The organism is Caulobacter sp. (assembly GCF_017744445.1).
Lineage (GTDB): Bacteria > Pseudomonadota > Alphaproteobacteria > Caulobacterales > Caulobacteraceae > Caulobacter.
In genome coordinates this window covers 15,500-38,587 of sequence record NZ_JAGIBH010000008.1, presented here as the reverse complement: position 1 = coordinate 38,587, position 23,088 = coordinate 15,500, and the positions used below count along the sequence as shown (strand labels likewise).

Sequence of the window (23,088 nt, the reverse complement as noted above, 5' to 3'; positions counted from 1 at the left end):
GTGCGGAGCAATGGACGCCGCGTGCGAACGAGGTCTGTGAACAGAAGTCTGGCGTGCAGATTACGTTGTAGGGTGGCGGCTCGGACGCGACATTATTCAGACATTGCTGCGAAGGCATGAACGTCTCCCCTTGTTAAATTTAGATGTTAACGGTGCCGGAGTAGTAGAATACGACCTGGATATTCTTCAGGGCGTCGGGTGATAGCTGCCCAGTGGCGCTGTCGATCAGATCAACCGGTGTCTTGGACAGGTCGAAAACGATGTCGATCGGCGCGGACGTCGCCTTGGCCACGCTGGGCGGGGTCTGCTGGTGCTGGTCGAACAGCCACGTCGCGTCGTTGACCGCCGACAGCGTGAGTCCAGCGTTCAGGGCGCCCGGGAACTTGACGGTGACGTAGTCCCCCGGAACCGAGGCGTCGGCCTCGAGCGTGAGGTAGAAGCCCAGCAGCTTGCTGCGGTCGACATTGGGCGGGGTGAAGTCCGGGATCGCCAGCGAGAGCGTCTGGCTGCCGGCTTTGGCCGAGGCGAAAAGCAGGTTCCAGGCGTCGAAGTACATCGACCGACAGTCAACGTAATCGACGGCTGTGAAGGGCTTGAGGGCGTCGAGACCCGCGACCTTGCGGCGGAAGGCTTCGCCGCCGTCGCGGGCGGTATATTTCACGGTGATGATCACATCGCCGATCGCGTCGAAGGCGATGCGATTGGCGCCCTTGGGCATCGACAGGCGCCAGCTGGACACCGCGCCCGTGCCTTCGAAGGGCAGATAGCGGCTGTCCTCGAGATTGAGCGCGAACAGGCCGCTGTCGTCCTGGCCCGACGAAAGCGTGATCTCCTGGAAATTACGCCAGTTGCTGCGCAGGGCGGTGGCGGGGGGAGCGACGGCGCCCGCCGCGCCCAGCAGGAAGGCGACCGCATCCAGTCCCGCCTCGCCGGCGGTCAGCACCACCTGGTTGCCCAATTGGGTCAGGGTGGCCTTGATGTTCTGGTAGGGCCCCACGACGCAGGGAATGGAGACGCTGAGCGTCTTGATCACCCGGCTGTAGTGGCCAGGATAGTCGTAGTCGAACAGCTTTTCAGTGAAGCTGAACAGGCACTCGCCGGTCTCGCGCAGGCGGATCAGCGCCAGCGGATCGATTTCACTGAGCGCGATGGTGCGTTCGATCTCGAGCGGACGCGACACATCCAGCGCGGCGGCGCGCATCTGGCTCAGCGCCAGGGTCAATCCGTCGGCCGAGGTCACTCCTCGATGAGCCGCGTCCCAGTAGTTGAAGTTGAGGAAGCTGCGGCCCGTACCGTTCTCGAACTGGAAGGCGCGCTGGACGGTCAGGCACAGCTGGTAGGCCAGCGTGTAGGTCTGGAACTGCGTCCGCGCGATCTGGTTGGACATCCATTGATACAGGGCGGCGTTGGTGAACTTGTCCTTGAGGAACTTGGCCCGATCGCGGTTCTGCTTGATCGTCTCCTCGTGGATGACCAGGTTCTGCTTGGCGATCGCCAGGCGGATCCCGTTGGAACGGATCTGATCGGTGAGCTGGGCGACGTCGTAGCCGGCCAGCGTGTCTTGCAGCGCCCAGTCCTCGGCCCGCCGGTCATAGGCCGCCAGGGTCTGGGTCTGTTGCGAGACGAAGGTCGAGATCGCCGCGCCGATTTCGAAGACGCCGGAGGCGGCGTTCAGCGCGTTCCCGATCTGCTGGCCGCCGTAGGTCATGGCGAACGGCGAGCCCACCTGGGGCACGGCGTAGCCGATCGAGGCGGCGGTCTTGGTCACCGTGCCCAAGGTGTTGAACACCAGAGCCGCCAGCATGGCGTCCAGGCTCGACTGCTCGCGCGCCGACAGGCCGCCAGCCGTCAGGGCCGCATAGTGCTGCTGCCGGTATTGGGCGCTGGCCAGGCTCTGGTTGAGCGCCTCGCCATTGGCCTCGACGTCGGCGATCTCCTGTTCCTTGATCACCGTGGTCAGCTTCAGCAGCAGGGCTTCCTGCTGGTTCGTCAGCTGGCTGAGCGCTTCGGCGTCACGCTTCTCGAGGGCGCTGAGCAGAGCCGAATTGAGGCCGGCCAGCTGCTGGACCATGGCCTCGGCCCGGTCGATCAAGTAGGCGAAGCGGTAGTAGGGGACCGTTTCGGCCAGGGCTTGCGACAACGCCCCGATGCCGCCGCTCGCCATGGCCTGGATCAGCAGCGCCGGGTCGATCGGCGGCGCATAGAGGGCCAGCGGCGTGACCTGACCGTCGATGTTCATGCAGTGGCGGATCTTGAACAGGCGGTCTTCGACCCGTTCCCAGTACTTCATGAAGTCGGCGTTTTCCGGCGCGGCGAAGTAGGCGACGATGTCGTTGACCGGCTGGCTGGGATAACGCGCGTTGTCGTTGTCGGCGTCGACGAACGGGGTGTTTTCCAGGTCGATCAGGAACTGCGGAATCTGCTGCGCCGGATATTCGGCCTTCAGTTCATTGAAGCTCTTGGGGGCGGGCAGGGGCAGGCGGCCCAGCGACTTGGGCCGTTCGCCCAGAAGATCCTCGGCCAGGACATAGAGATTGGTCGCCTGGGTGATGCTCTCGCGGGTGTACTGGGTGAAGAGCGCGTCGGCCCAGTCGAGCAGCACATCGACGTAGCGCATCACGATCGCCTTGGCGTAGGCGACGGGGCGAATGGCGGCGATAGCGTCCGGGTCGAACGGGTCGTAGTTGTAGCGCCGGATCTGCAGCGGATCGCTCAGGACCTTGCGAAGCGAAGGCTGGTCCATGTCGCGGAACGGGCGGAAGCGCCAATAACGCTTGGCCGGATCGGTATCCTGCGGGTCGGTTTCGTCGGGCGCCTGGGTCGGGTTGAAGATGTATTGCAGCCAGTTCAGGGCTTCTTCGAAGCGGCCCGCGCCCTGCAGGCGATCGGCGACCAGGAACGGCGCGTGGAAGAAGATCTCCCAGAAATAGAGGCCGTAGGCGCCGTCGAAATCCATCAGGTTCGAGCCGACGGGGATGACGTGCGGCGGCGGGTCCACGCCCGGCGGTGGATAGAAGCGATTGAACGGCAGTTCGGGCAGGTACTGCGAGCTCAACGTCAGCAGCCGGTCGATCCCGCCCGCGAACAGCCGCGCCTGCAGGGTGGGCATGACGATGGTGTTGAGGCGCACGAACGAGAAGTTGGTCGCCGTGAGCGGCTTGGGCGCGCCGGAATAGGCGCCGGTGGCGATCACCTGGCTGTTGAGCAGGTCGGGACGCCAGGGCCGCTGGCTGCGTAGGATCGCCTCGGAGATGTAGTTGATCGACGGGTCGGTCGGGCGCACCAGGAAGGCTTCATCGACATTGTCGAACACGAAGCTGCCCGGCTTGTTGCCCACCGGCGTCAAGGCCGCGGTGGTCTTGGCGACGTTGAACAGAAGGTCGACCGTGTTGGTCGGGATGGCGGTATTGGAGTCGAACTGACCGGGGAGATTGGCGCCCCAATAGTTGTCGACGATCAGGTTGTCGCTCGGTCGCACCGACAGGCGGGCGTACTGGCGGATCAGGTCGGGCCGGTAGGGACGCGGATTGCCGCTCGCGGCGTAGGCGTAGTCGGTCAGCAGCACCTTGGCCTGGCTGCGGGTGAGGTCCGCGTCGAGGAAGCTGCAATCGGCGATCGGCACGACGCCAGGAATGTTCTGTTGGTTCGGCTGATACTGCGAAGCCAGCCACAGCCCGTCATAGACCGAGGTGTTCAGCGCATTCTGGGCGCCGATGAAGCTGTTCTTGGTCGGGTTGTCGGTCGTGGACTTCGGGGCAAAGGCCAAGGGCGCCTGGGTCGGCGCCGAGGCCGAATAGCAGATCAGGATGTTTTCCTTGCCCTGGGCGCCGGGCATCACCGTGAAGGCCGCGTTCGTATAGCTGCCGATCCAGTTCTGATCGACCAGCAGGGTCTGCTGGTCCTGGATCAGGATCACCAGATGGGCCTCGCCATCGATCGAGATGGTGTCGCCATAGACGAACTCGTCGAGGAACCGCGTGTTCGCGCCCGTCACCAGCGGCATGCCCGTCGTGGTGGACACCGTCCCCGTGCCAACAAACGGTCGGTAGCGTCCACCCTGGCTCAGGGCGGTGATCTTGTATTCGGCGTCCGAGGCCGGGCTGGTCCAGGGCTCGGTGACGACCAGGGACGTGTCGCTGGCCACCGCGCCCACCGTGCGCGTCTGACCCATGCAGACGATGCGGTCGCCCGCGCGGACCTCACGCGTGAACTGGGTGCGCTCGCCGTCGACCGTGCCCAGGCCCGGCGTGAAGGCGATGCGGCCCGCGCCCACCAGGCCCTCGCCCGTCGAGACGACATAGGGAAACTGCCAGTAGCTGTTTTCCTTGCGCAGCTTGTCGGCGACGGGGCCTGGTTGGCTGATCGTCGAATAGCTCGAGGGATAGGTGTTGATCAGGGCCGCATCGTCGAGCGTCTGAACGCTCGACCAGATGCCATTGTTGTAAAAGGCGTATTTGATCTTGGCCTTGTCGACCGTCTCGGTGCTCGAGGCCTGGTTGGCGATGGTGTTGCTCTTGGCCGTGTCGAACTCGATCCAGAACACGAACAGGCGGCCAAAGGCGTAGACCGGCGAGATCCGGTCGCCGTTGATGGTCAGGTCGATGGCGATCCAGGGGTTCCACTCGGACCCGTCATCCAGCGCGCGGAAATAGAACTGGTAGGGCTGGGTGCGCGTGCGGCCGATCAGGAAGAGGGTTTCCTTCTCCTCGCCGCTGCGCTGGTCCTTGGTGTGCGCTTCCGAAGCGCCCACCGGAGACAGATTGCCCAGCACGGCCAGCTCCTTGATGAAGCTTTCGAAGGGCGGGACGACATTGGTCTTGGTCGGGTCGTTCTGCAGCAGGCTGTCGGCCAGCTCGGCGAACTGCGGCGTCGCGCCCTGGCGCAGCGAGGGCTCGATATAGTTCTCCGGGTAGACGAAGATGCGCCGATTGGCCTCCCAGACCCGGTAGTTCATGATCCACGACCACCAGATGGTCGGGATGTCGACCCGCAGCACGCCCGGCTCGAGCATCATCCGGCAGCGCTGCATGTACAGTTGGGTCGACGCTATGGCCTGAGCCACCTTTGAGGTGGTCGCGCACGCGCCCATCTCCACGTCCAGAAGCAGGAACTTGTAGAGGTCGTTGACGGCGCGCAGGGTGGGATTGCGCGCGTTCATCCACCACAGCACGTTGCCGACCAGGGCGTCGCGGGAACCGGTGTTAACCGCTCCGGTCAGGGCCTTGTTGGCGTCGTCGAGCGCCGATCCCGTGAAGCTGGCGTTGAGAGCCGCCAACGCCGCCTGGGCCACCTGTTCGTAGGTGGCCCAGGCCGTCGGATCGATGACGCCGGGCGCGCTTTCCAGGGCCATGTGGCTGGTGGAGACCAGCACTTCGAGCATCGGCGTGCGCAGGCCCAGCCGGCGCTGCAGGGCAAAGACGCCGGCCATTCGCGTCAGCCCGGCCACGGTGTCGGCCCCAGACGGGGTGGGCGTGGGCCAGAAATAGGTCTCCAGCGCCACGATGTCGGTCAACGGCCAGGCCGTTGCGGTCGCGAGCGCCTGGGCCTTGGTGTCCGGATCGCTCGACGGCGTCTGGAAATAGGCGATGAGCTGATCCTGGCGCGCGCCAACGGCGTTGCGCAGCGCCACATAGTCCGAAAGGCTGGCGATGTTCTGAAGCGTCGGATGGGCCCAGTCGGCGATACCGAAATGGACCGCGCCATCCTGTGATGTCGCGTAGGCGGTTTCTACTCCGTCGAGGGCGCAGGTGTCGCTGGCCACTCCGATCCGGGCCAGCCAGGCCACGAAGTTGGCGAGGCCCGCGGGCGGCGCGGTTCCCGCCGGCAGCGGCGTCAGGAAGGCGGACAGAACCTGGGGCAGGGGCGCCAGTCGGCCAGCCATCGGGAACAGGGCGCCAAGGGTCGTCTTCGACAGGCTGAGGAAGTCGGCCAGGGCGTCAATGAGGCTCTGGGTCTGCTGATCGCTGGTCTGGGCGATGATCTTGGCCAGGCCGTCGATCCCGGCGCGCGCCGTCAGCAGGATCAGACGCACGGCCTCGATACTGCTGGTGCTGTCTTGCGGGAAGATTGGCGTCAGGAAGCTTAGATCCGTCGTGGCCGTGAACGTCTCGGCCACCGCGGCGTTGGCGCCGGTGACGGGCGTCAGGATCGGGGGCGCGGAGGTTAGCAACGCCTGATAGACCGCCGATGACTGCGCAGGCGTGATCGTCGGCGTGGCGAGTACGAAACTGTCTGCGTCGAAGCCGAAAACAGGGGTGTCGGTGGCGCGAACCGGCAGGAAGTTGGCGATGTCGCCATAGGCCGCGTGGTCGCGCAGCGAGACGCCCAGGTCGGTGACGAAAGCCTGTCCGACGAGGTGGTCGAAGAGGGCGCTGGCCTCGGCCGCGTTCAACTGCAGGCTGGCCAGTCCGGCCGAAGACAGGCGCAGCGGCGCGGCGGCCACCGCCGTCTGGGCCTGGAAGTCGGCGAGTTCAGCGACAGGGTAGGGCGGCGGGAAGGAGGGTGAGGCCCCGGTCGTAACGTATTGCAGTTGTGCGGTGGTGAAGCCGCTGTCGTCCAGCCAGTGCGCCAGAGAGAATTGCGCCTGAAGCGTGTCGAGCGCGAAGGTCACGGCGCCCTTGGGCGGCAGGAAATAGTCCTGGGCGGTGGGGTAGTAGAGCAGGCCCAGGAACGTCAGATAGGCATCCACACTCCAAGCCAGGCCCTGGGCGCAGCTGGCCAGGCGCGCCAGCCACGACAGGTTCGTGAGGTCCAGCGGCAGCTTGGCAGGATCGCTGGCGCCCACCAGGCTGCGGACGTAGAGCGCAAGGCGCGACAGATCGCCGTCGTTGAGCCGCAGCGCGGCCTTCAGGCGTCCTCGGATGATCCCGTCGTCCCCCGCCATGTTGGCGATGGTCCAGACCTGGACAGGCGTGCGGTAGGGATCGAACGGCGTGGTGCTGCCAGGGCGATAGGGGTCCTGGCCCTGCAGCATCGCCGGCGTGTTGTAGATCAGGTCAAACGGATCCTGTGGCGCGCGATCGTCGATCTTCCCGCTGGTCTTGAGGTTATGGAACAGGGCGGCGGTCTGGGTGGCGGTGAGGTCTTCGCTGGCCATCACCGCCGTCATCCGGCCAAGATCCAGGACGAAGGCCGTAGTGATCTCCTGCGCGCCCGTGGCGGTCATCGCCCATTGCAGGTCGGCGAACGACCAACCGCAGCTGTTGGCCAGGCGGATGAAGCGGCTGAGCCGATCCAGGCGCTTGAGCGTCAGGCCGGCCAGGCGCTGGGTGGGATTGTTGGGATCACTGCAGAAATAGGTGGTGATCGCCGCGGGGCTCTCGCCCGTGGCGTTGATGAAGAAGCCGTCGGCGCCGCCCGCGGCGAGCTCGGCGGGCGACAGGTTCTGGGTCAGCAGCGCCGTCAGCGCTTCGGTGCTCAGTCCCGTCCGTTCGAGGAAGATGGTGACCAGGTCCAGGCCATCCATCTTCAGAATGAGATAGGCCTGGTCGACGGCGTTGCTCTGCGGCGCCAGCTCGAGCACCGCCTCCGTCGCCGACAGGATCGCCACCACCGTCCGGGTCTCGACGCCGACAGTGATTTGGTCGGAGATCCGTAGATCCTTGAGGAACTCGGTGCCCTTGCCGGTGAGCGTGGTCGATGTCGTGCTCCAGCTGACCGTGCCGGGGCCGGTCACAGGCAGCACGTCGAGCACGTCGCCGGTGCGCTCAGCCGGTTGCACCAGATAGTTCTGGCCACCCGTCGCCGGCCAGGCGGTGGTCACGGAGAGCGCGGTGTCCGAGGTCACCGCATCGACCGTCAGAGTGGTCTGGTCGACCTTGATCGTGCCCCCGTGGGCGTAGTCGGTCAGAAAGCGCGTGCCGATGCCGGTGGTCGTCACCGACTGCCCCACGAACACCACCCCGCCGGCGCCGACGAAGGGCGTCGGCGGTTTGGCCGCCTGAGGCGTCACCGTGTAGGCGAGGTCTTGCGAGATATAGGGATAGGCGCTGTCGACCGTCAGGACGGTGTCCGAGGCGATGGCCACGACCTTGCGTGTCTGCTGGGCGGCGGTGATCGTGTCGCCGACGTTGATCTGGGTGGAGAAGGCCGTGCCCGAGCCCGTCACCTGGGCGTTGTCGGGGCTGATCGCCACGGTCCCCTGGCCGGTGAACGGCGGTGACGGCGGCGGCGCATTGGGCGCGACGATGTAGGGCATCGCCGTCAGCTGGGTCCAGGGCGCCTCGACGGTGAGCGCCGTGTCGCTGGCGATGGTCGTGACCTTCCGCGGCGCGCCGCCGATCTGAATGGAGTCGCCGGGCTTGAACTCGGCGGTGAAGCGGGAGCCGCAGCCGGCCACGTCGGACGAGCCGACCAGCGTGCCGACGACGCCCAGGCCCGAGAAGGGCGGCGGAACGCGGGGGATGTCGTAGCCATAGGCGCGGGTGACGGCCGTCACGCTCGGATCGGGCGTCTCCAGGCGCGCCAGGTCGGTGACCGACAGGCCAAGGCTTTCGCGAGCGGCGTCGAGCGGCTGCACGCGCGCGGTTCCGGCCTCGGGGGCGCTCATCGCCGTATACAGCGTCGCCAGCGGCGTCTGCATGATCGTCAGCGCCTGGCGCAGCGACTGCAGCGGCCGGACATAGGGCAGGTTGAACGGATAGGGCGCGGCGGCCAGGTACTGGTAGGCGTCCTGCCCGTCACGCGCGTGGATCGAGTACGCCAGGATCTCGTTGACGAGATCCAGCGTGGGGATTTCGGTGAAGCTGTTGTCCGGGGTCAGCTTCAGCGCGAAGAGGTCGGGCCGGCGCTCTTCCAGCGTATAGCCCTTGGGAATGGTGCGAACCGGGCTGGTGTTGGGATAGGTGATGTACTCATCGACGATCCGCATCGCGTCGAAGAAGTAGGCGGACGGGCTGAAGATCGTCTGCCCCGGATCCGTCTCGAGATAGTTCATGTTCCCGAACAGCGCCGAGTAGCTCGGGAGATTGGTGAAGTAGTCGACCACGTCGCTGGAGGCGCTGTTGAACCTGGCCTTGCCGTAGTAGGGCGAGGCCGTCAGGTCCTTGACGCTGCCATAGAGTTGCAGCGCGGCGGTCTTGACGTGGCCAGCGCGCGCATAGACCTCCTGGGCGGTCGCGACGTCGTCGCCGAACACCGATGAGGTGGCCTCGACGAAGCGCGCGGGTGAGAGCGAGGCGATCTTGGCCGCAGAGTCCAGCCCCAGGGCCATGAGGCCTTCGGCCTGGGCCACGTCTCGCGTCAGGCGATAGCAGCGCTGAAACGCCAGAAGGGTCTCGAGAGTCTCGGGCGCCACTGGCGCCTCGCCCGCGGTCTTGGCTTCCGGAGCCGCTGTCACCGCCGCCGCGCGCAGCTTGCCGCGCGGGGCTCTTTGCGGCGCGGCCGTGCTCTGCATCGCCACCAGCTTTTGCCGGGCGTCAGGGGCGTGGAAGTCGAAACCGCCAAGGTCGATGCCCGGCGTCTTTTCCAGGAACGCCTTGATGTTCTCGTCACTGACGCGATCCGGCGTGATCGTGCTCATCGCTCTGCAACCCCTCAACGGCTAGGCGTTTCGGCAGCCAGGGCAGAGTTCGACTCCAGGCGCGTTGCGGCGCGCCGCGAGGCCAAGGCATAGGCCTAGGTTTGGTTATCCTGGAGTTTCGTCCCTGGGTTACATTTACGCCACATACGACCATTGCACGACTAAATAGGTGCTGCAATCGGAGTAACGTGTATTTCTATAATACACTTTTTGCGTGTTTTCTTGAGGCCGCCACGTAGGTTCGGCTTCCGAGGTTTCGGAGCCGAGTGATGACTCTGGCCTCGGGCAGGCAGCGCGCCATCCGGGGCGATCGCAGGGAGAGGCGGTGCGATCCGCGCGGCGCGATCCTGCCGAGGTCGGGCCCGTCCGTGGTCGCGGTTGTACCGACCGTCGAGCGCACGGCTTGCATGTGTTCGTCTTTTGCGCCTAACCTTGGCCGTGGGGAGGGGAGAAGCGTGAACGCATCGTTCGACGGTGTGTCGCGACCCGCCTCGGTCGCGCGCTGACAGTGTCTAGTTCGCCAGGCGTCGGTCTTCGGTTCCGTCTCTAGCTTGGTGGATCTCCGTGAAAGACATTACTGCCGCAAAGCCTGGCCACGTTGTCCCGCACGTCTATCAGCACGCGGACTCGCCCTTCGGCGTCGGATTAAGGTCGGCGATCGCGGCCATCCCCCTGGTCGGTGGCTGCGTATCCGTTATCGTCGAGTCCCACTTGTCCGCGCGCCAGGGCCAACGGGTGGATCAGCTGTTCGCCAGGATCCACGAGATCGATCAACAGCTGGCCTTTCTGAATGGCGCGGCCGGCGATGCTTCCGGTGCGGCGTGGTTCAGCGAAAGTCTTCTTGAGCAGGCGACGGTGGCGGCCGCGGCGACGGCTGACCAGGATCGCGCTCGAGTTTTCGCCAATATCCTCTTCTTCGGCGCCGAAGGCGGTCAGGACCAGACAGAGATTTTCCGCAAGTTCCTGATCGAGGTCTGCGCCAACCTCACGCGCTACGAACTGGCTCTGCTGCTCAAGATGGACGACATGCTGGATACCGAGAAGGCTTCGGAGTTCGCGAAGATCCTGCTTGATCTACACGTCAGGCATCCAGAACTCGACGAGATCCGCGAGTTTTCGATGTCGCGCCTGTTCACCTACCGGCTGATCTCCGCTCCAACGGCGGACGCGCATTTGACGAAGGTTGGTCGTCACTTGATCTCAGTGCTGTAGCTCCCTTGGCCCTCCCGTATTTTACGCCGGACGCTGCTACGCGCGGCGCGCCCACACGCCGAGAGCGGATCATCATAGATTATCCGCAGTCGGATTCCGCGCTTAAGCAGATCGAAAATTCATCGGCGGACGTTCCGTTCGGCGCATCGATCTCGACGGTGCTCAACAATTATCACTTCCCATCCGTGGAGGATGTTCGGAACTACTTCGAAGTCTATGTGGGGGAGCGCGAAGGGGGCGGGGTTTGCGTCGACCAGGGCTTGATCCAAAACTACATCGTAAACACGATCAACTACCTGCCCGAGGACGCGATCCAGGACGAATTCAAGAACGACAGGCAGTTTGAGCGCATATTCAATGAGTTCAATCGGCAGATAGAGCAGAACTCGAGAGAGAACGTCGCGACCGTCAACCTCATGATCGGTCCTACCGGCGCCGGGAAGACGGCCTTCAGCAAGTCCCTTTTCACCATCTGCATGAGGCGCTTCTGGTCGAATGGCATCGTACCTTGTCGGGTAGAGTTCTCGAAGTACGACATTCCTAAGGATATGGCGGACACAAGCCATCAGGCCGAAAAGGCCTTCCTGGACTTCGTACGCCAATGTCAGCTGCGCGACCTGCTGATCTATTTCTTCGTGTCAGGGACACTGTCCTACGAGCAAAAGCGCGCGAAGCTGGCTGAGCTCAATGTCAGCGCGGCAGATCGGCCGCTCCATGAGCTACTCGAAGAGACACGGAATACTGTCGTCAATGGCGAGACCGTCACCCTGGATCGCGTGCTGCGCGGCAAATTCCTGCGCACGATCCAGAAGCTGCCCTCCGAGGACAGGAACAGAGTGCTCTATGAGCTTTCGTCACATCTGAAGATCAAGTTCCTGGTCTCTTTCGATGGGTTCGACAGCACTAAGATCGAACATTTCCTGTTCGAGCATGGTGTGAACCTCCCCATCCACTTCCTCGTCCGCCTTCTCAAGGGAATTCATGAGAAGGTCATGAATCCGCAGATGTCCGGCTACCATGTGGAAAGCCACTACCTGGCTTATCTACGCGATACGACGTTCAATCAGCTCCAGACGGTGCTCTTTCGGGGCGTCGGCGATCGGGTGGATTATCCTTGCTACTGGATCGTTCCTCCGAGATACGCGCAACTGGTGGGGAACACCGCTCGCTTCCTCACGGGCATCTCGGAAACACCCGATAATCTCGGCGACAAGTTCAGCGCCGATATCACGGCCAAGTTCGACCGTGACGTCTTTGGGACGACGGGCTTGAGCGCCGAGAAGCACATGAGCTTCGTCTTCGGATCGAGTGGGCGGCGAATGAAGTCGCACATCCGACAGACGCTGATGTCCGTTCTGCATCGGCTCTCCCAGACGCGCAGCTACGATTTTGGACGTGCTTCGAGCGGCACAGGGGCTCGCGTCATATGGCAGGACCTGGTCGGAAGCGACGCCCTTCAGAAGCTGCCCCGCTACATCGTTCTCGAGGACCTGTTCCTCAATGACTCGCGGCAGCTGATGCCGAAGCTTGAGCTCGATTCAAGCCGGATCACGACCTTGCTGGATCAAGGGCGTTTCGAGGAAATCGCCAGGCACGTCACCGACGCCGACGAGCTGGGCGGGATCTTCGGGTGCCTGTTCAACTATTTCTATCGGATGCGGATCGGCGAGGGGGCGGACGCGCAGCCAGCGCTGCTGTTGCTGGTCAGAATCGTCCAATTCGTCGCCAAGAATCCAAGATGCAACGCCGATGAGATCGCGGCCTTCCTGGAGAAGATCGGCTATGACCTTCCGCAGGATGCGCTGCATTTTTGCGTTTTCGTCATCCTGCGATCCGAGTTGGTCAAATGGGACGGCACGACGGGGGTTAAGACGATCCGCGAGGTCCCGCTTTATCTGACGACGACGGGGGCGGTGGCCCTCGATCGGCTGCTGTTCAGCATAACCTACCTATCCGAGGCTTTCCTGTCGTCGATCCAGATCGACCGGGAGCTGACCAACGCATTGCAGCGGCGCAATTCCGACCTGGCGCTGTGGATCGCGGACTGCGTGAGCAACGCCTCCATCGCGCTCTACCAGATCGGCAAGATCGAGGAGATCGAACAGGCCGCCGCGAAAAGACAGGGCGTGAATCTCGAGCCCTATCTCCTTGGTCGGCGCCTGCGTAAGCACATGGCTCGGGAGGCCATCCTGATCATCGGCTCGTTCAAGCCTGCTTCTCGAACACGGTATAGTGAGAACCTTGAAAGATTGCGGCGGTTGGGCGCTATCTACCCCGGCTTGGTGATCTTGGGAGACAGGCGATGAGCTTGGTCGAAAAAGTGGCGCTTCACCATTTTTCACACTCGCCTGAGAGCGAGTTGAGCGATGCCGAAAAGGTCGAGATCGAGGAGGTGCAGAGCCTCAATGCTCTCCCGCTGGAACAATTTCAGGAGCTTCCGGATGAGGTCCGAGAGCTTGCCGAGGAGCTCTGGACCGCGCGGGTCGTGGACGCCAACTTGAGGCGACAGGCAGAGCGGCGTGCGCTCGTCGAGAAGGAACTGATGATCGAGCCGAAGGAGCGGCAGACGCTTCGGGTGTCCTGGCGCGACTAGGCGCGCCGCGTTAGGCTGAGGCGCGAGGCGCGAGGCGCGAGCGATGCAGCAGCTACCCGACTTCGAGGCGTGGGCGATCTTCGCCAAGGTGGCCGAGTGCGGCTCGTTCTCGGAGGCGGCCAACGAAATGGGACCAAGGCCAGCGCGTCCGCGGCGCTGACCCGGCTGGAAGCACGCTTGCGGACCACCTTGCTGACCCGCACGACAGCCGCAAGCTGTCCCTGACCGACAGTGGCAGGGCGGCCCTGGCCTGCGCCGCGCGTATCCTGGAGAAGGCGGCGATTCCGCGAGGGCCGATCCGGCTGGCCTGTTCGGCGGTCTTCGGCGTGCGAGCCCTGGCGCCGATGCTGCCCGACTTCTTCGCGGATGGTCCGCTGTGGCTGGGCGACGATGGGCGCGGTGTCGGCGAGATCGGTCAGAGCGTCAGGGTCGGCCTCTCTCAACGCTAGGACCCGGACCGGGTCTTGCGCTTCCGCTGCCGTGGCAACCGGTTTGTGAGCGGACCTGGCGTGCCCAGCTAGGCGCGGGCAATGGCGACTTCGCCTGAAAGTCGGTTTCGGGGAAGCCGCGGTGGGCGCATCGTCCATGCATGGCGCAAAATCACATAAAGATATCTTTATATGATGCTTGACGGTCGCCTCGCGATGGTGTTCAACCATCATGTCGAGGTTCCCCATTCCAGGCATGGCGATGGGGCTAAGACGGGAAGCCGGTGGCGCCTTTCGGGGCGGAGTCCGGCGCTGCCCCCGCAACTGTAAGCGGCGAGTGGCGGCTCCATTTTGTGTCACTGAGCCTGCACGAGGCTCGGGAAGGCCGGAGCCGTCGCGATGACCCGCAAGCCAGGAGACCTGCCTTCGACGCGATAACGTTCCTCGGACGGGGGTTCCTCCGGTGGATCGCGCTTGAAGCAGGGCTCGTGGCCTAAGCGCCACCACGCCTGTCCATGCCCTTGCGCGTTCTTCCTCTGACCCATCGCCCGGCAAAGCAGGTGATTGGTCATGACGAGCAGCGGATTTAGTTTCACCCTGAAAAGCACTGCTTTCGACGAGGACTATCGTCCCGCCGACAACACGCGCATCACGACCAACTTCGCCAATCTGGCGCGGGGGGAGAGCCGGGAAGAGAACCTGCGCAACACCCTGCGGATGGTCGATAACCGCTTCAACGCCCTGGCGCATTGGGACAACCCCGAGGGGGATCGTTATGCCGTCGAGCTGACCATCATCTCGGTCGAGTTGAATGTCGGGGCGGAAGGCAAGATCGACGCGTTTCCGCTGATCGAGATCCTTCAGACGACCATCGTCGACAAGAAGACCGGCGAGCGCATCGACGGGATCGTCGGGAACAACTTCTCGTCCTACGTCCGCGACTACGATTTCAGCGTGGTGCTGCTGGAGCACTTGAAGGCCCATCCGGGGAGCGGCGCACCCGAGGGGTTCGGCGACCTGCACGGGAACCTGTTCAAGTCCTTCCTGGGGTCCAGCGCCTACAGGGATCGCTTCAAGAAGCCGCCGGTCATCTGCCTGAGCGTGTCGAGCAACAAGACCTACCACCGGACGGGAAACGAACACCCCATCCTGGGCATCGAGTATGAGAACGACGAGTTCTCTCCGACCGACGAGTATTTCGCCAAGATGGGCATGAAGGTTCGCTACTTCATGCCTCGGGACAGCGTCGCGCCCTTCGCCTTCTACCACATCGGCGACCTGCTGGGTGACTACACCAATATCGAGCTGATCAGCACCATCAGCACGATGGAGACCTTCCAGAAGATCTATCGTCCCGAGATCTACAACGCCAATTCCGTTGCTTCTGAACGCTACAGGCCGAGCCTGAAGCATCAGGACTATTCGCTGACCCGGATTGTCTATGACCGGGAGGAGCGCAGCCGGTTGGCGGTGGAACAGGGGAAGTTCGCGGAAGAGCGCTTCATCAAGCCGTACCACGCCGCCCTCGCGCAGTGGTCCGCCAGCGTCTCCGCCTGATCAGTCCAAGAGTATGAGGTCACCTATCATGAAGACGCTGTTGCCGACGTCGACCGCTGGCAGCCTGCCAAAGCCCTCCTGGCTGGCCGAGCCCGAGAAGCTTTGGTCGCCCTGGAAGCTGCGGGACGAGGCGCTGGTCGCCGGCAAGCAGGACGCCATGCGCCTGGCCGTGGACGATCAGCGGCAGGCCGGCATCACGATCGTCGGCGACGGCGAGCAGACCCGCCAGCATTTCGTCACGACCTTCATCGAGCACCTCGAAGGTGTCGACTTCGAGAAGCGTGAGACCGTCCGCATCCGCAATCGCTACGACGCCAGCGTGCCGACGGTTGTCGGCGCTGTGTCGCGCCCGAAGTCGGTCTTCGTCGAGGACGCCAAGTATCTGCGCGCGCAGACCGATCAGCCGATCAAGTGGACTCTCCCGGGGCCCATGACGATGATCGATACGTTGTACGACGCCCACTACAAGAGCCGCGAAAAGCTGGCCTGGGAATTCGCCAGGATCCTCAATGAGGAAGCCAGGGAGCTGGAGGCGGCCGGCGTCGACATCATCCAGTTCGATGAGCCAGCCTTCAATGTCTTCTTCGACGAGGCCAACGACTGGGGCATCGCCACCCTGGAGAAGGCGGCCGAAGGCCTGAAGTGCGAGACGGCCGTCCACATCTGCTACGGCTACGGCATCAAGGCCAATACCGACTGGAAGAAGACCCTCGGCTCGGAGTGGCGGCAGTACGAGCAGACCTTCCCCAACCTGCGGAAGTCCAAGATCGATATCATCTCGCTGGAGTGCCACCACTCCCGCGTGCCGATGGACCTGATCGAGCTGATCCGCGGCAAGAAGGTGATGGTCGGGGCCATCGACGTGGCCAGCGACGCAGTCGAAACGCCGGAAGAGGTCGCCGATACCCTGCGGCGGGCGCTTCAGTTCGTGGAGGCCGACAAGCTCTACCCCTCGACCAACTGCGGCATGGCGCCCCTGGCGCGTCATGTAGCCAGAGGCAAGCTGAACGCCCTGTGCGCTGGCGCGGCGATCGTCCGCAAGGAACTCGGGGTCTTCTAGGCGTTGTGGAGCCGCCGCCCGGGTCCTGGCTCGATCATGCCGCCAAGGCCGATCAGCCCCAGCAGCAGGACGACCAGAAAGGTCCAGGAGGGCGCGGCGGCGGCCGGCGGTGGTGTCGCGCTGAGCACGCGGGTCGCCACGGTCTCGATCTCGAGGCCGTTCAAGGCGGGCTTGGCCGCCGGGGCCGCAGCTGCGGCGGTTGGCCTGCCAGAAGGCGCTGGGCCTGGCGCCGCGCCGGCGAGCTCGCGCTTGAGGGCCGACAGCGTGGCGCGGTCGGCCTTCCAGCGGCCTTGCTCGGCGGTCTCGACCAGCGTGCGGACCAGGTTCTGGTAGGCCTGGGGATTGCTGCGAGCGAAGTATTCCCTGAGGCCCAGCCCGTAGCGGTCGCGGACATAGACGTCAGCCACCTCGTTCCAATCGCGATCCTTGACCAGGCGCGGATCGGTGATCTCCCACAGCCGCACATTCTCGGTGAATTCGGACAGATAACGCGCGCCGTTGTAGCCGCCCGCCTGCATCGCCTTGATCCAGTCGGGGTTAAAATAGCGGCTGCGCAGCTCGCGGTTCAGGGTGCGATCCGCGGTTTCGATGCGAGCGGCCTGCGGCGACTGCAGGTTGGCCACATAGGTCTCGATCCGTCGGCCGGTCTCCTGACGCACGGCCATGGCCAGGCCGCCGAAATAGGCGGCGGGCATCGGGGTGTCGAGCAGGCCGTAGGCGCTGGAGCTGCGGCTGAAGACGGCCGCATCCACGGTCTTCAGGTTGTCGGCAAACGCCGCGCCATCGGCGGCGCCGTCCTCCTGCCCGCCGTCATAGGCATGACCCAGGCGCTGGGCGTAATGGGCGGCGATCTGGGTGTCGCTCCACGCCGGATCTGCCTTGGCGGCGAACTCGGTGGTCGGCGAAAAGGCGCCGGGCGCGGTTGAGAAGATCCGCCGCAGAGCTCGTTTGTCGGCCTCGGCGGGCGACACGCCTTGGGTCAGGAGACTTGCGCGGGTCGCGCTGACGGCGACGCGCACGGCGTTGTCGGGCTCGTCCGCCGCGGCCGCCAGGCGCACGGCCTTGGCCAGCAGGGCGATCTTGTCGCCGAAGTGGTCGCGATAGGTTCCCGAGGTGGTGACCAGCACGTCGATCCGACCCCGACCCAGCGCGCCGCGATCATCCAGCGCCACATCGACCACCTGGCCCTTGGGGTTCCACACCGGTCGCACGCCCAGCAGGCGCAGGATTTGCGCCTCCATCACCCCGCCGTTCAGCGCCGTCTCGCCCGACCAGAGCACGAAGGCGGCCTTGCGAGGCGCAGCGCCGCCGTGTCGGCTGCGATAGGCGGCGACCATCTCGTCGGCCAAGCGCGCGCCGGTCGCCCAAGCCTGGGGCGAGGGCAGGGCGCGGGTGTCCAGCGTGTAGGGATTGCGGCCGGCCGGCAGGGCGTCGGGATTGCGAAGGGCGTCGGCATTGGGGCCGGGCGTGACGAAGCGGCCGGCCAGGGCGTCGATGACGGCGTCCAGCTCGCGCGGCGCGGCGCGCACGCGGTCGGCATAGTCGAGGATGCGGGCTTGCTGATCGGGAGGAAGGTCGCCAGGGCGGCCGGCCAGCACCGCCTCGACGGTGGGAAGGTCGGGGCCATCGACCATCGCCTGGACGATGCGGGCGGTGACAGCGTCGGACGGGGCGACGCCCAGGACGTGGCCGCCTTGCGGGGCCGGGGCGCGAGCGATCTCGTCCAGATAGGCCTCCAGCGCCGGTCGCAGCGCCGACCAGGGCGCGGTGGCGGGATCCAGGCCCAGGGGCGCGCCCAGGCCCAGTTGGCCGGCCGCCTTGCGCGCGGACGCTTCGTCGCTAGCCGCCACCTGGCGCTTGAGCACCGCGAGCTCCGGCGCCAGGCCGGCGCGGACCAGTTCGGGCATGAAGCCGATGGTCAAGGCGTTGGCGCGGCGCTTGTTCGACACCCCACCGTTGGCCTGTAGCGGCGTGGGCTGGATATGTGGCAGGTCGCCGACCAGCAGGCCGATCCAGTCGGTGGCGGCCGGGCCCTCCTGCTTGCCGGGCATCAGGCTGATCTGGGTGAACAGAGGCAGCAGCGCGTCGGCTTTCCAGACCTCGCGGGCCCAGAAATAGAAGGCCGCGTACTGGTGATGCGGCGTCAGCGCGCCCTGGGCGGCAAGGCCGCGAGCTTCCTGCATGCCCCAGATCGGATGCGGCGCGAGCGCGATCTTGCCGAATTTCAGGACCGGAATGGCGAGGAAACGGCGGCCCTGGTTATCGGTGTGAACCATCAGGTCGCCCGGCGGCGGCCCCCACTGGGCGACCTGGGCGTCACGGGCCGCCTTGGGCAGAGCGCCCCACCAGGCGCGGTAGTCGGCTTCCGGGACGAGCGCGACCGAGCCGTCCCTGACCCGCGAGGTCAGTTCGGCGGCGGTCTTTGGGTTCGAACCCCTGTCGCGCAGCAGCGCCGAAAGCTGGTCGCGGTCGGGCAGGGGCTCAGCGCCCACATCATAACCTTCAGCCTTAAGGCGGCGGAGCAGGACGACCAGACTGCCCTGGGCGTCCAGATAGCTGTCGGGATCGGAGCCGACATCGGCCGTGTCGCGCGCCTCGCTGTAGTAGGGGATGACCAGCCGCTTTTCGGTATTGGCCAGGCGCTTGAGCCGCGCCCAGCGCATGGCCCGAGCCACGCGCCATTCGATCTGTTCGGGGATCGGCGTCATCACCGCCGCGCCGCTGGCGTCGATCTCTCGCGCGCCGACGGTCATCGGCTCGATCAACCCCTCCAGCTCGCTCATCGCCAGCTGGCCCGACGGCGCCATGCCGGCGGGGGAAGCCGCCCATTGCGCGGGCGTGCGGGCGTAGTCCGTGTTGCACCCCAGAATGACCGACCCGAGGGCCTTGGCCGCCGCCGCGCCGGCCGCATGGTCCTGATAGTCGATCCACGAACCGCACAGGATCAGGGCGTCGGGCGCGTCTGCCCCGCCCGCGCCCAGCAGGCGCAGCGAGGCGGCGCTGTCCTTGCGCCACAGGGGAATGGGCAGGCCGCCCTGGCGTTCGACCTCGGCGATCAGGGCGTCGACGACGCCGGCGTTCCGGGCCAGCACCACGCTGCGATAGAACAGGATGGCGATGCGCGGACGCTTGTCGCCATCCGGTAGTCGCTGGCGCTCCCAGGTCTCATAGGCGCCCAAGGTCTGGAACGGACCGGTCGCCTGCGGATGGTAGAAGGCGGTCTCCGGATAGACGATGGGCGGCGCGATCTGACCCGGTCGACCCAGCACCCGAACCTTCAGATAGCCCAGCAGCCGGACGTAGTTCTCTTCGGTGGCGTTGGTCCAGTAGGCCTGCAGGTCGGGCAGGGTGGCGGGGTCGACATTGCCCTTGATCCAGCGCTCGCCGTTGACGACCACCAGCTTGGTCCTGGCGCGGGCCGCGTCGAACTTGGCCGCGTAGCCCAGGAGCTGCGGTCCAACGCCCTCGACGATGACGAGGTCGTAAGCGGCAAGATCGGCGTCCTCGACGCTGGGCAGCAGACCCTTGCCCAGGCCGTAGAGGTCGACGGTCATCTCGCCCGCAACCCGCCGGGCTGCGGCCTGGGCCAGGCCCGGATTGGCGGCCAGCTCGATCGAGACGACGGCCACGCGAAGCGGACGTTCCTGGGCGGCTGCCGGGGCGGCGAACACGAGCAGGGTCAGCAGGCCAAGAAGCAACCGCCGGATCATTTTGCCTTGTCCTCGGGCACATAGATCACCCGGCCGTCGGCCAGCTTGTAGGCCACGCCCAGCCGGTCGCCGTCGCCGGAGAGCTTCTTGTCGGTGACCTTCTGAACCTTGATCTGGCGGCCCTGCTTCTGGACGATTTCCAGCCGGCCGTCGGCGGCGGTGTGAGTCAGGGTCCAGTCGGACTTCTCATCGAACAGGCTGCGCGCCCCGAACATCGAAAATAGCGCCACGCTCATCGCCACGATGAAGGCCAGGCTGACATCGAACAGGTTGGCCACGCCCGACAGAGGGTCCTCGTCGTGGACGGGCGGAGCCGGGCGACGCGAGAAGCGCGGGCGCCTCATCCTCGAGCCTCCGCCGCTTGCAGTCGCCGGTCGGCTTCCAGGCGCAGGGCGTCGAGGTCGCGGCGGGTCCAGTCCTCGCGCACCAGGGTCAGGACATAGGCCACGACGCCGGCGGCGATGCCGACCACGGTGCTGGAAAAGGCGATGACCATGTTGCCGGCCAGCGAGGGCAGGTCGCCCTTGGCCAGGCCCGTCAGCGCCGCCGACATCGGGATCAGCGTGCCCATCAGACCCAGGGACGGGCCGACCTTGATGGCGAAGCGCACGGCGTTGAGCCGGCGTTGCGCGGCCGCCTCGGCGTCAAGGACGCGGGCTTCCAATCTCAGCGCGAGGCCATCGACTGGTCCTTCGGCGGCGTGCGTCAGGTCAGCCAGGCTCGCGTCGCGCCGGGCTCGGCGGCCGATCATCCGTTCGAGGGCCTCACGCAGGGTCGCACCCAGCTGCACGAGCAGCCAGGCGACGATGGCCAGCAGGGCGAAGGTGACCGGCAGGAAGAGCACGCCGGCCAGTTGTGAGAGAAGCGCCTTGGCCCACATGATCAGAGGCTCCGCGCATAGCGCACATAGAGCGCGCGGCCGGCCATGGGGTAGTCGCCCTTCTCGTAGTAGGCCTTGTCCAAAAGATTGGAGATGTCGAGGCGCAGGGTGTCGCGCGATGTGGCCTTCCAGCGGGCCGACAGGTCCAGCACGGTGAAGCGGTCGTACAGAAAGGTCCCGCCCTTGCCGCCCGTGTAGATGAAGCCCTGGGTGTTGTCGCCGTCCCAGCGCGGACCGTTGTAGCGGGCGGTCAGGGTCGCCGAGAGCCGGGCGCCGTCCGACACCGTGGCCGAGACGTCCGCCTTCCAGTCGGCGACGTTGCGCACCGGGGTCGGGACGCCGCCGATCAGGTCCTCGGACTTGATCAGGTGCGTGGCCGTGGCCGACAGGGTCACGCGGCCGGCGGGCAGGCCCAGATAGGCGCCAGCGTCAGCGTCCAGCGCGCCTTCCAGGCCCCGGTAGCGCGAGCGGTTGGCGTTGACATAGGTGCTCTGGCGCAGGGTCGTGGTGTTGGTCAGCACCACGGTGGCGATCGTGCCGCGCGTCTCGGAATCGAAATAGGTGACGTCGGCGGCCAGGCGCGCATCCGCATAGCCCAGGCCCACGTCGTAGGTGGTGTTGCGCTCGGGCTTGAGGTCGGGATTGCCGTTGGTCAGGCGGCGCTGGGCGCCGGCGATCTCCTCGCTCTGGCCGGCGATCTGGTTGCCCTGGGGCGGCGCGAAGGCGCGACCGGCCGTGGCGTGCAGGCGAAGGGCTTCGGTCAGCTTGAAGACCACGCCGCCGCGCGGGTTGAACACCTCGAAATCCGTCTTGCCGGGCGTGAAGGTGGCCAGAAGCGGCGTCGCCAGAGTCTTGGCGGTGATCCAGTCCTGGCGACCGCCGGCGGTCAGGATCAGCCGGTCGTCCAGCAGTTTCAGCCTGGCCTCGGCGAAGAGCGCCTTGGTGTCGCGGATCTCGTTGGGGCTGGAGGGGGCCTTGCCCGCGCCACTGGCCAGGAACGACTGACGCTCGATCTCGACCCGCTGCCAGTCGAAGCCGTAGGTCAGCGACAGGTCAGGCCGCAGGTTCCAGGTGTCCTGCAGTTGAGCGCCCTTGTAGTCGGCCTCCGTCCGCGAGGACCGGTAGCGTTGCTGGGCGCTGGCCCCGCTGGCCGGCGCGATGGTGAAGTATTGATAGGCGTCGTGGCTGGCATAGCCGACGACGGCGATGCGGTGGTCGGCCGGGCTCACGGTCAGGCGCAGGTCGCCGCCGACGCGCGACAGCTGCGTGTCGCTCGGCGTCTGGGGATTGAAGGAGTAGGGGCCCGGCGCGCTGTTGTGCAGGCGGGCGCCGTCCACGGAGGCGTCGAGGCGGACGATATCGGAGACGTCCGCGCCAAGGCGCAGGCGGCCCGACAGGCGGTCATAGTCGCTGTTGGGGCGCGTCTTGCCGTCGCCGGTCTTGAAGTTGTCGCCCTGGTCGACATAGCCCAGCGAGGCGTCGAAGTCGGTCCGCGCCGTGATCGAGCCGCCGGCCGAGGCGTCGGCCCGCCAGGTGTCGAACGAGCCGTAGCCCACCGAGGCCATCCCGCTCAGCGGCCCCTTCGAACGCTTGGTGATGATGTTGACCACCCCGCCGATCGCCGAGGCGCCGTAGAGGGCGGAGGCGGGGCCCTTCAGCACCTCCACTCGCTCGATCCCTTCAGGCGCGATGGTCGTGAAGCTGGTCGAGCCCGACGGGCGACCATCGACCAGGGTCAGGGTGCGCGGATTGATCGAGAACTCGAAGTCGGGCCGTAGGCCGCGCAGGCCCACGCCCGCCAGGCCGTTCGGATACTGGATGACGTCGACGCCGGCGTTTTTCTTCAGCAGGTCGATGAAGCCCAGGCCGACCGTCGCGTCGAGCTTCCGGGCGCTGACCACCTCGACCGAGGACGCGACGTCTTGGCGACTTTCGGCGCTGCGGCTGGCGGTGACGACCACTTGGTCGACGGCGGCTTCGGCCAGAGCGTCGGCGTGCGCCGCCAAGGGCGCGAGCGAGGCGGCGAGGGCTGTGGCGGCCACGGCGGTGTGCTTGATTGACATGAGGCGATCCCCGAAATACCCAAGGCTCGCCTATGCAACGTTATATCGTAACAATCAATAGCTTC

The 23,088-nt window shown here is 65.6% G+C and carries 12 protein-coding genes and 1 riboswitch; of the genes, 7 read left to right on the top strand and 5 right to left on the bottom strand.

The features are described from left to right. Window positions 1-139: 139 nt before the first annotated feature. On the bottom strand, window positions 140-9,520 hold the full coding sequence (locus J7528_RS13205) for a neuraminidase-like domain-containing protein (protein ID WP_291875016.1): 9,381 nt from the start codon (window positions 9,518-9,520) through the stop codon (window positions 140-142). 564 nt (window positions 9,521-10,084) lie between these two features. On the opposite strand from J7528_RS13205, the gene J7528_RS13200 reads away from it, so the two are divergent. From J7528_RS13200 to J7528_RS13170, 7 genes are all read left to right on the top strand, one after another. Next, window positions 10,085-10,732, top strand: coding sequence for a hypothetical protein (locus J7528_RS13200; protein WP_291875014.1), 648 nt, complete (start codon window positions 10,085-10,087; stop codon window positions 10,730-10,732). Between the two features lie 5 nt (window positions 10,733-10,737). Continuing rightward, window positions 10,738-13,038, top strand: coding sequence for a hypothetical protein (locus J7528_RS13195; RefSeq protein WP_291875013.1), 2,301 nt, complete (start codon window positions 10,738-10,740; stop codon window positions 13,036-13,038). Next, window positions 13,035-13,325, top strand: a complete 291-nt coding sequence (locus tag J7528_RS13190; protein WP_291875010.1) for a hypothetical protein — start codon at window positions 13,035-13,037, stop codon at window positions 13,323-13,325. Before J7528_RS13195 ends, J7528_RS13190 begins: the two co-directional genes overlap by 4 nt. Before the next feature lie 43 nt (window positions 13,326-13,368). Further along, the gene (locus J7528_RS13185) at window positions 13,369-13,485 is read left to right on the top strand and encodes a LysR family transcriptional regulator (RefSeq protein WP_291875006.1); all 117 of its coding nucleotides are present in this window, start codon (window positions 13,369-13,371) and stop codon (window positions 13,483-13,485) included. Window positions 13,486-13,651: 166 nt separating this feature from the next. Further along, window positions 13,652-13,774, top strand: coding sequence for a hypothetical protein (locus tag J7528_RS13180; protein ID WP_291875004.1), 123 nt, complete (start codon window positions 13,652-13,654; stop codon window positions 13,772-13,774). Window positions 13,775-13,974: 200 nt separating this feature from the next. Continuing rightward, window positions 13,975-14,196, top strand: a riboswitch (cobalamin riboswitch). Window positions 14,197-14,323: 127 nt separating this feature from the next. Continuing rightward, the gene (locus J7528_RS13175) at window positions 14,324-15,310 is read left to right on the top strand and encodes a DUF1852 domain-containing protein (RefSeq protein ID WP_291875002.1); all 987 of its coding nucleotides are present in this window, start codon (window positions 14,324-14,326) and stop codon (window positions 15,308-15,310) included. A gap of 28 nt (window positions 15,311-15,338) precedes the next feature. Continuing rightward, the gene (locus tag J7528_RS13170; protein WP_291875000.1) at window positions 15,339-16,370 is read left to right on the top strand and encodes a methionine synthase; all 1,032 of its coding nucleotides are present in this window, start codon (window positions 15,339-15,341) and stop codon (window positions 16,368-16,370) included. Here J7528_RS13170 and J7528_RS13165 read toward each other — a convergent pair. The 4 genes from J7528_RS13165 to J7528_RS13150 are packed head-to-tail and all read right to left on the bottom strand — an operon-like array spanning window position 16,367 to window position 23,023. After that, complete coding sequence (locus tag J7528_RS13165; RefSeq protein WP_291874998.1) at window positions 16,367-20,080, bottom strand: cobaltochelatase subunit CobN; 3,714 nt, start codon at window positions 20,078-20,080, stop codon at window positions 16,367-16,369. The genes J7528_RS13170 and J7528_RS13165 overlap by 4 nt on opposite strands. Then, window positions 20,077-20,424: a DUF2149 domain-containing protein gene (locus J7528_RS13160; protein ID WP_291874995.1), complete on the bottom strand. Its 348-nt coding sequence runs from the start codon at window positions 20,422-20,424 to the stop codon at window positions 20,077-20,079. The genes J7528_RS13165 and J7528_RS13160 overlap by 4 nt, the downstream gene beginning before the upstream one ends. Beyond that, window positions 20,421-20,960 (bottom strand): MotA/TolQ/ExbB proton channel family protein, encoded by a 540-nt coding sequence (locus tag J7528_RS13155; protein WP_291874992.1) that lies wholly within the window; start codon window positions 20,958-20,960, stop codon window positions 20,421-20,423. Before J7528_RS13155 ends, J7528_RS13160 begins: the two co-directional genes overlap by 4 nt. 2 nt (window positions 20,961-20,962) lie before the next feature. Continuing rightward, window positions 20,963-23,023 carry a TonB-dependent receptor gene (locus J7528_RS13150; protein WP_291874990.1) on the bottom strand — a complete coding sequence of 687 codons (2,061 nt, stop codon included), beginning with the start codon at window positions 23,021-23,023 and terminating at the stop codon, window positions 20,963-20,965. Window positions 23,024-23,088 lie beyond the last annotated feature (65 nt).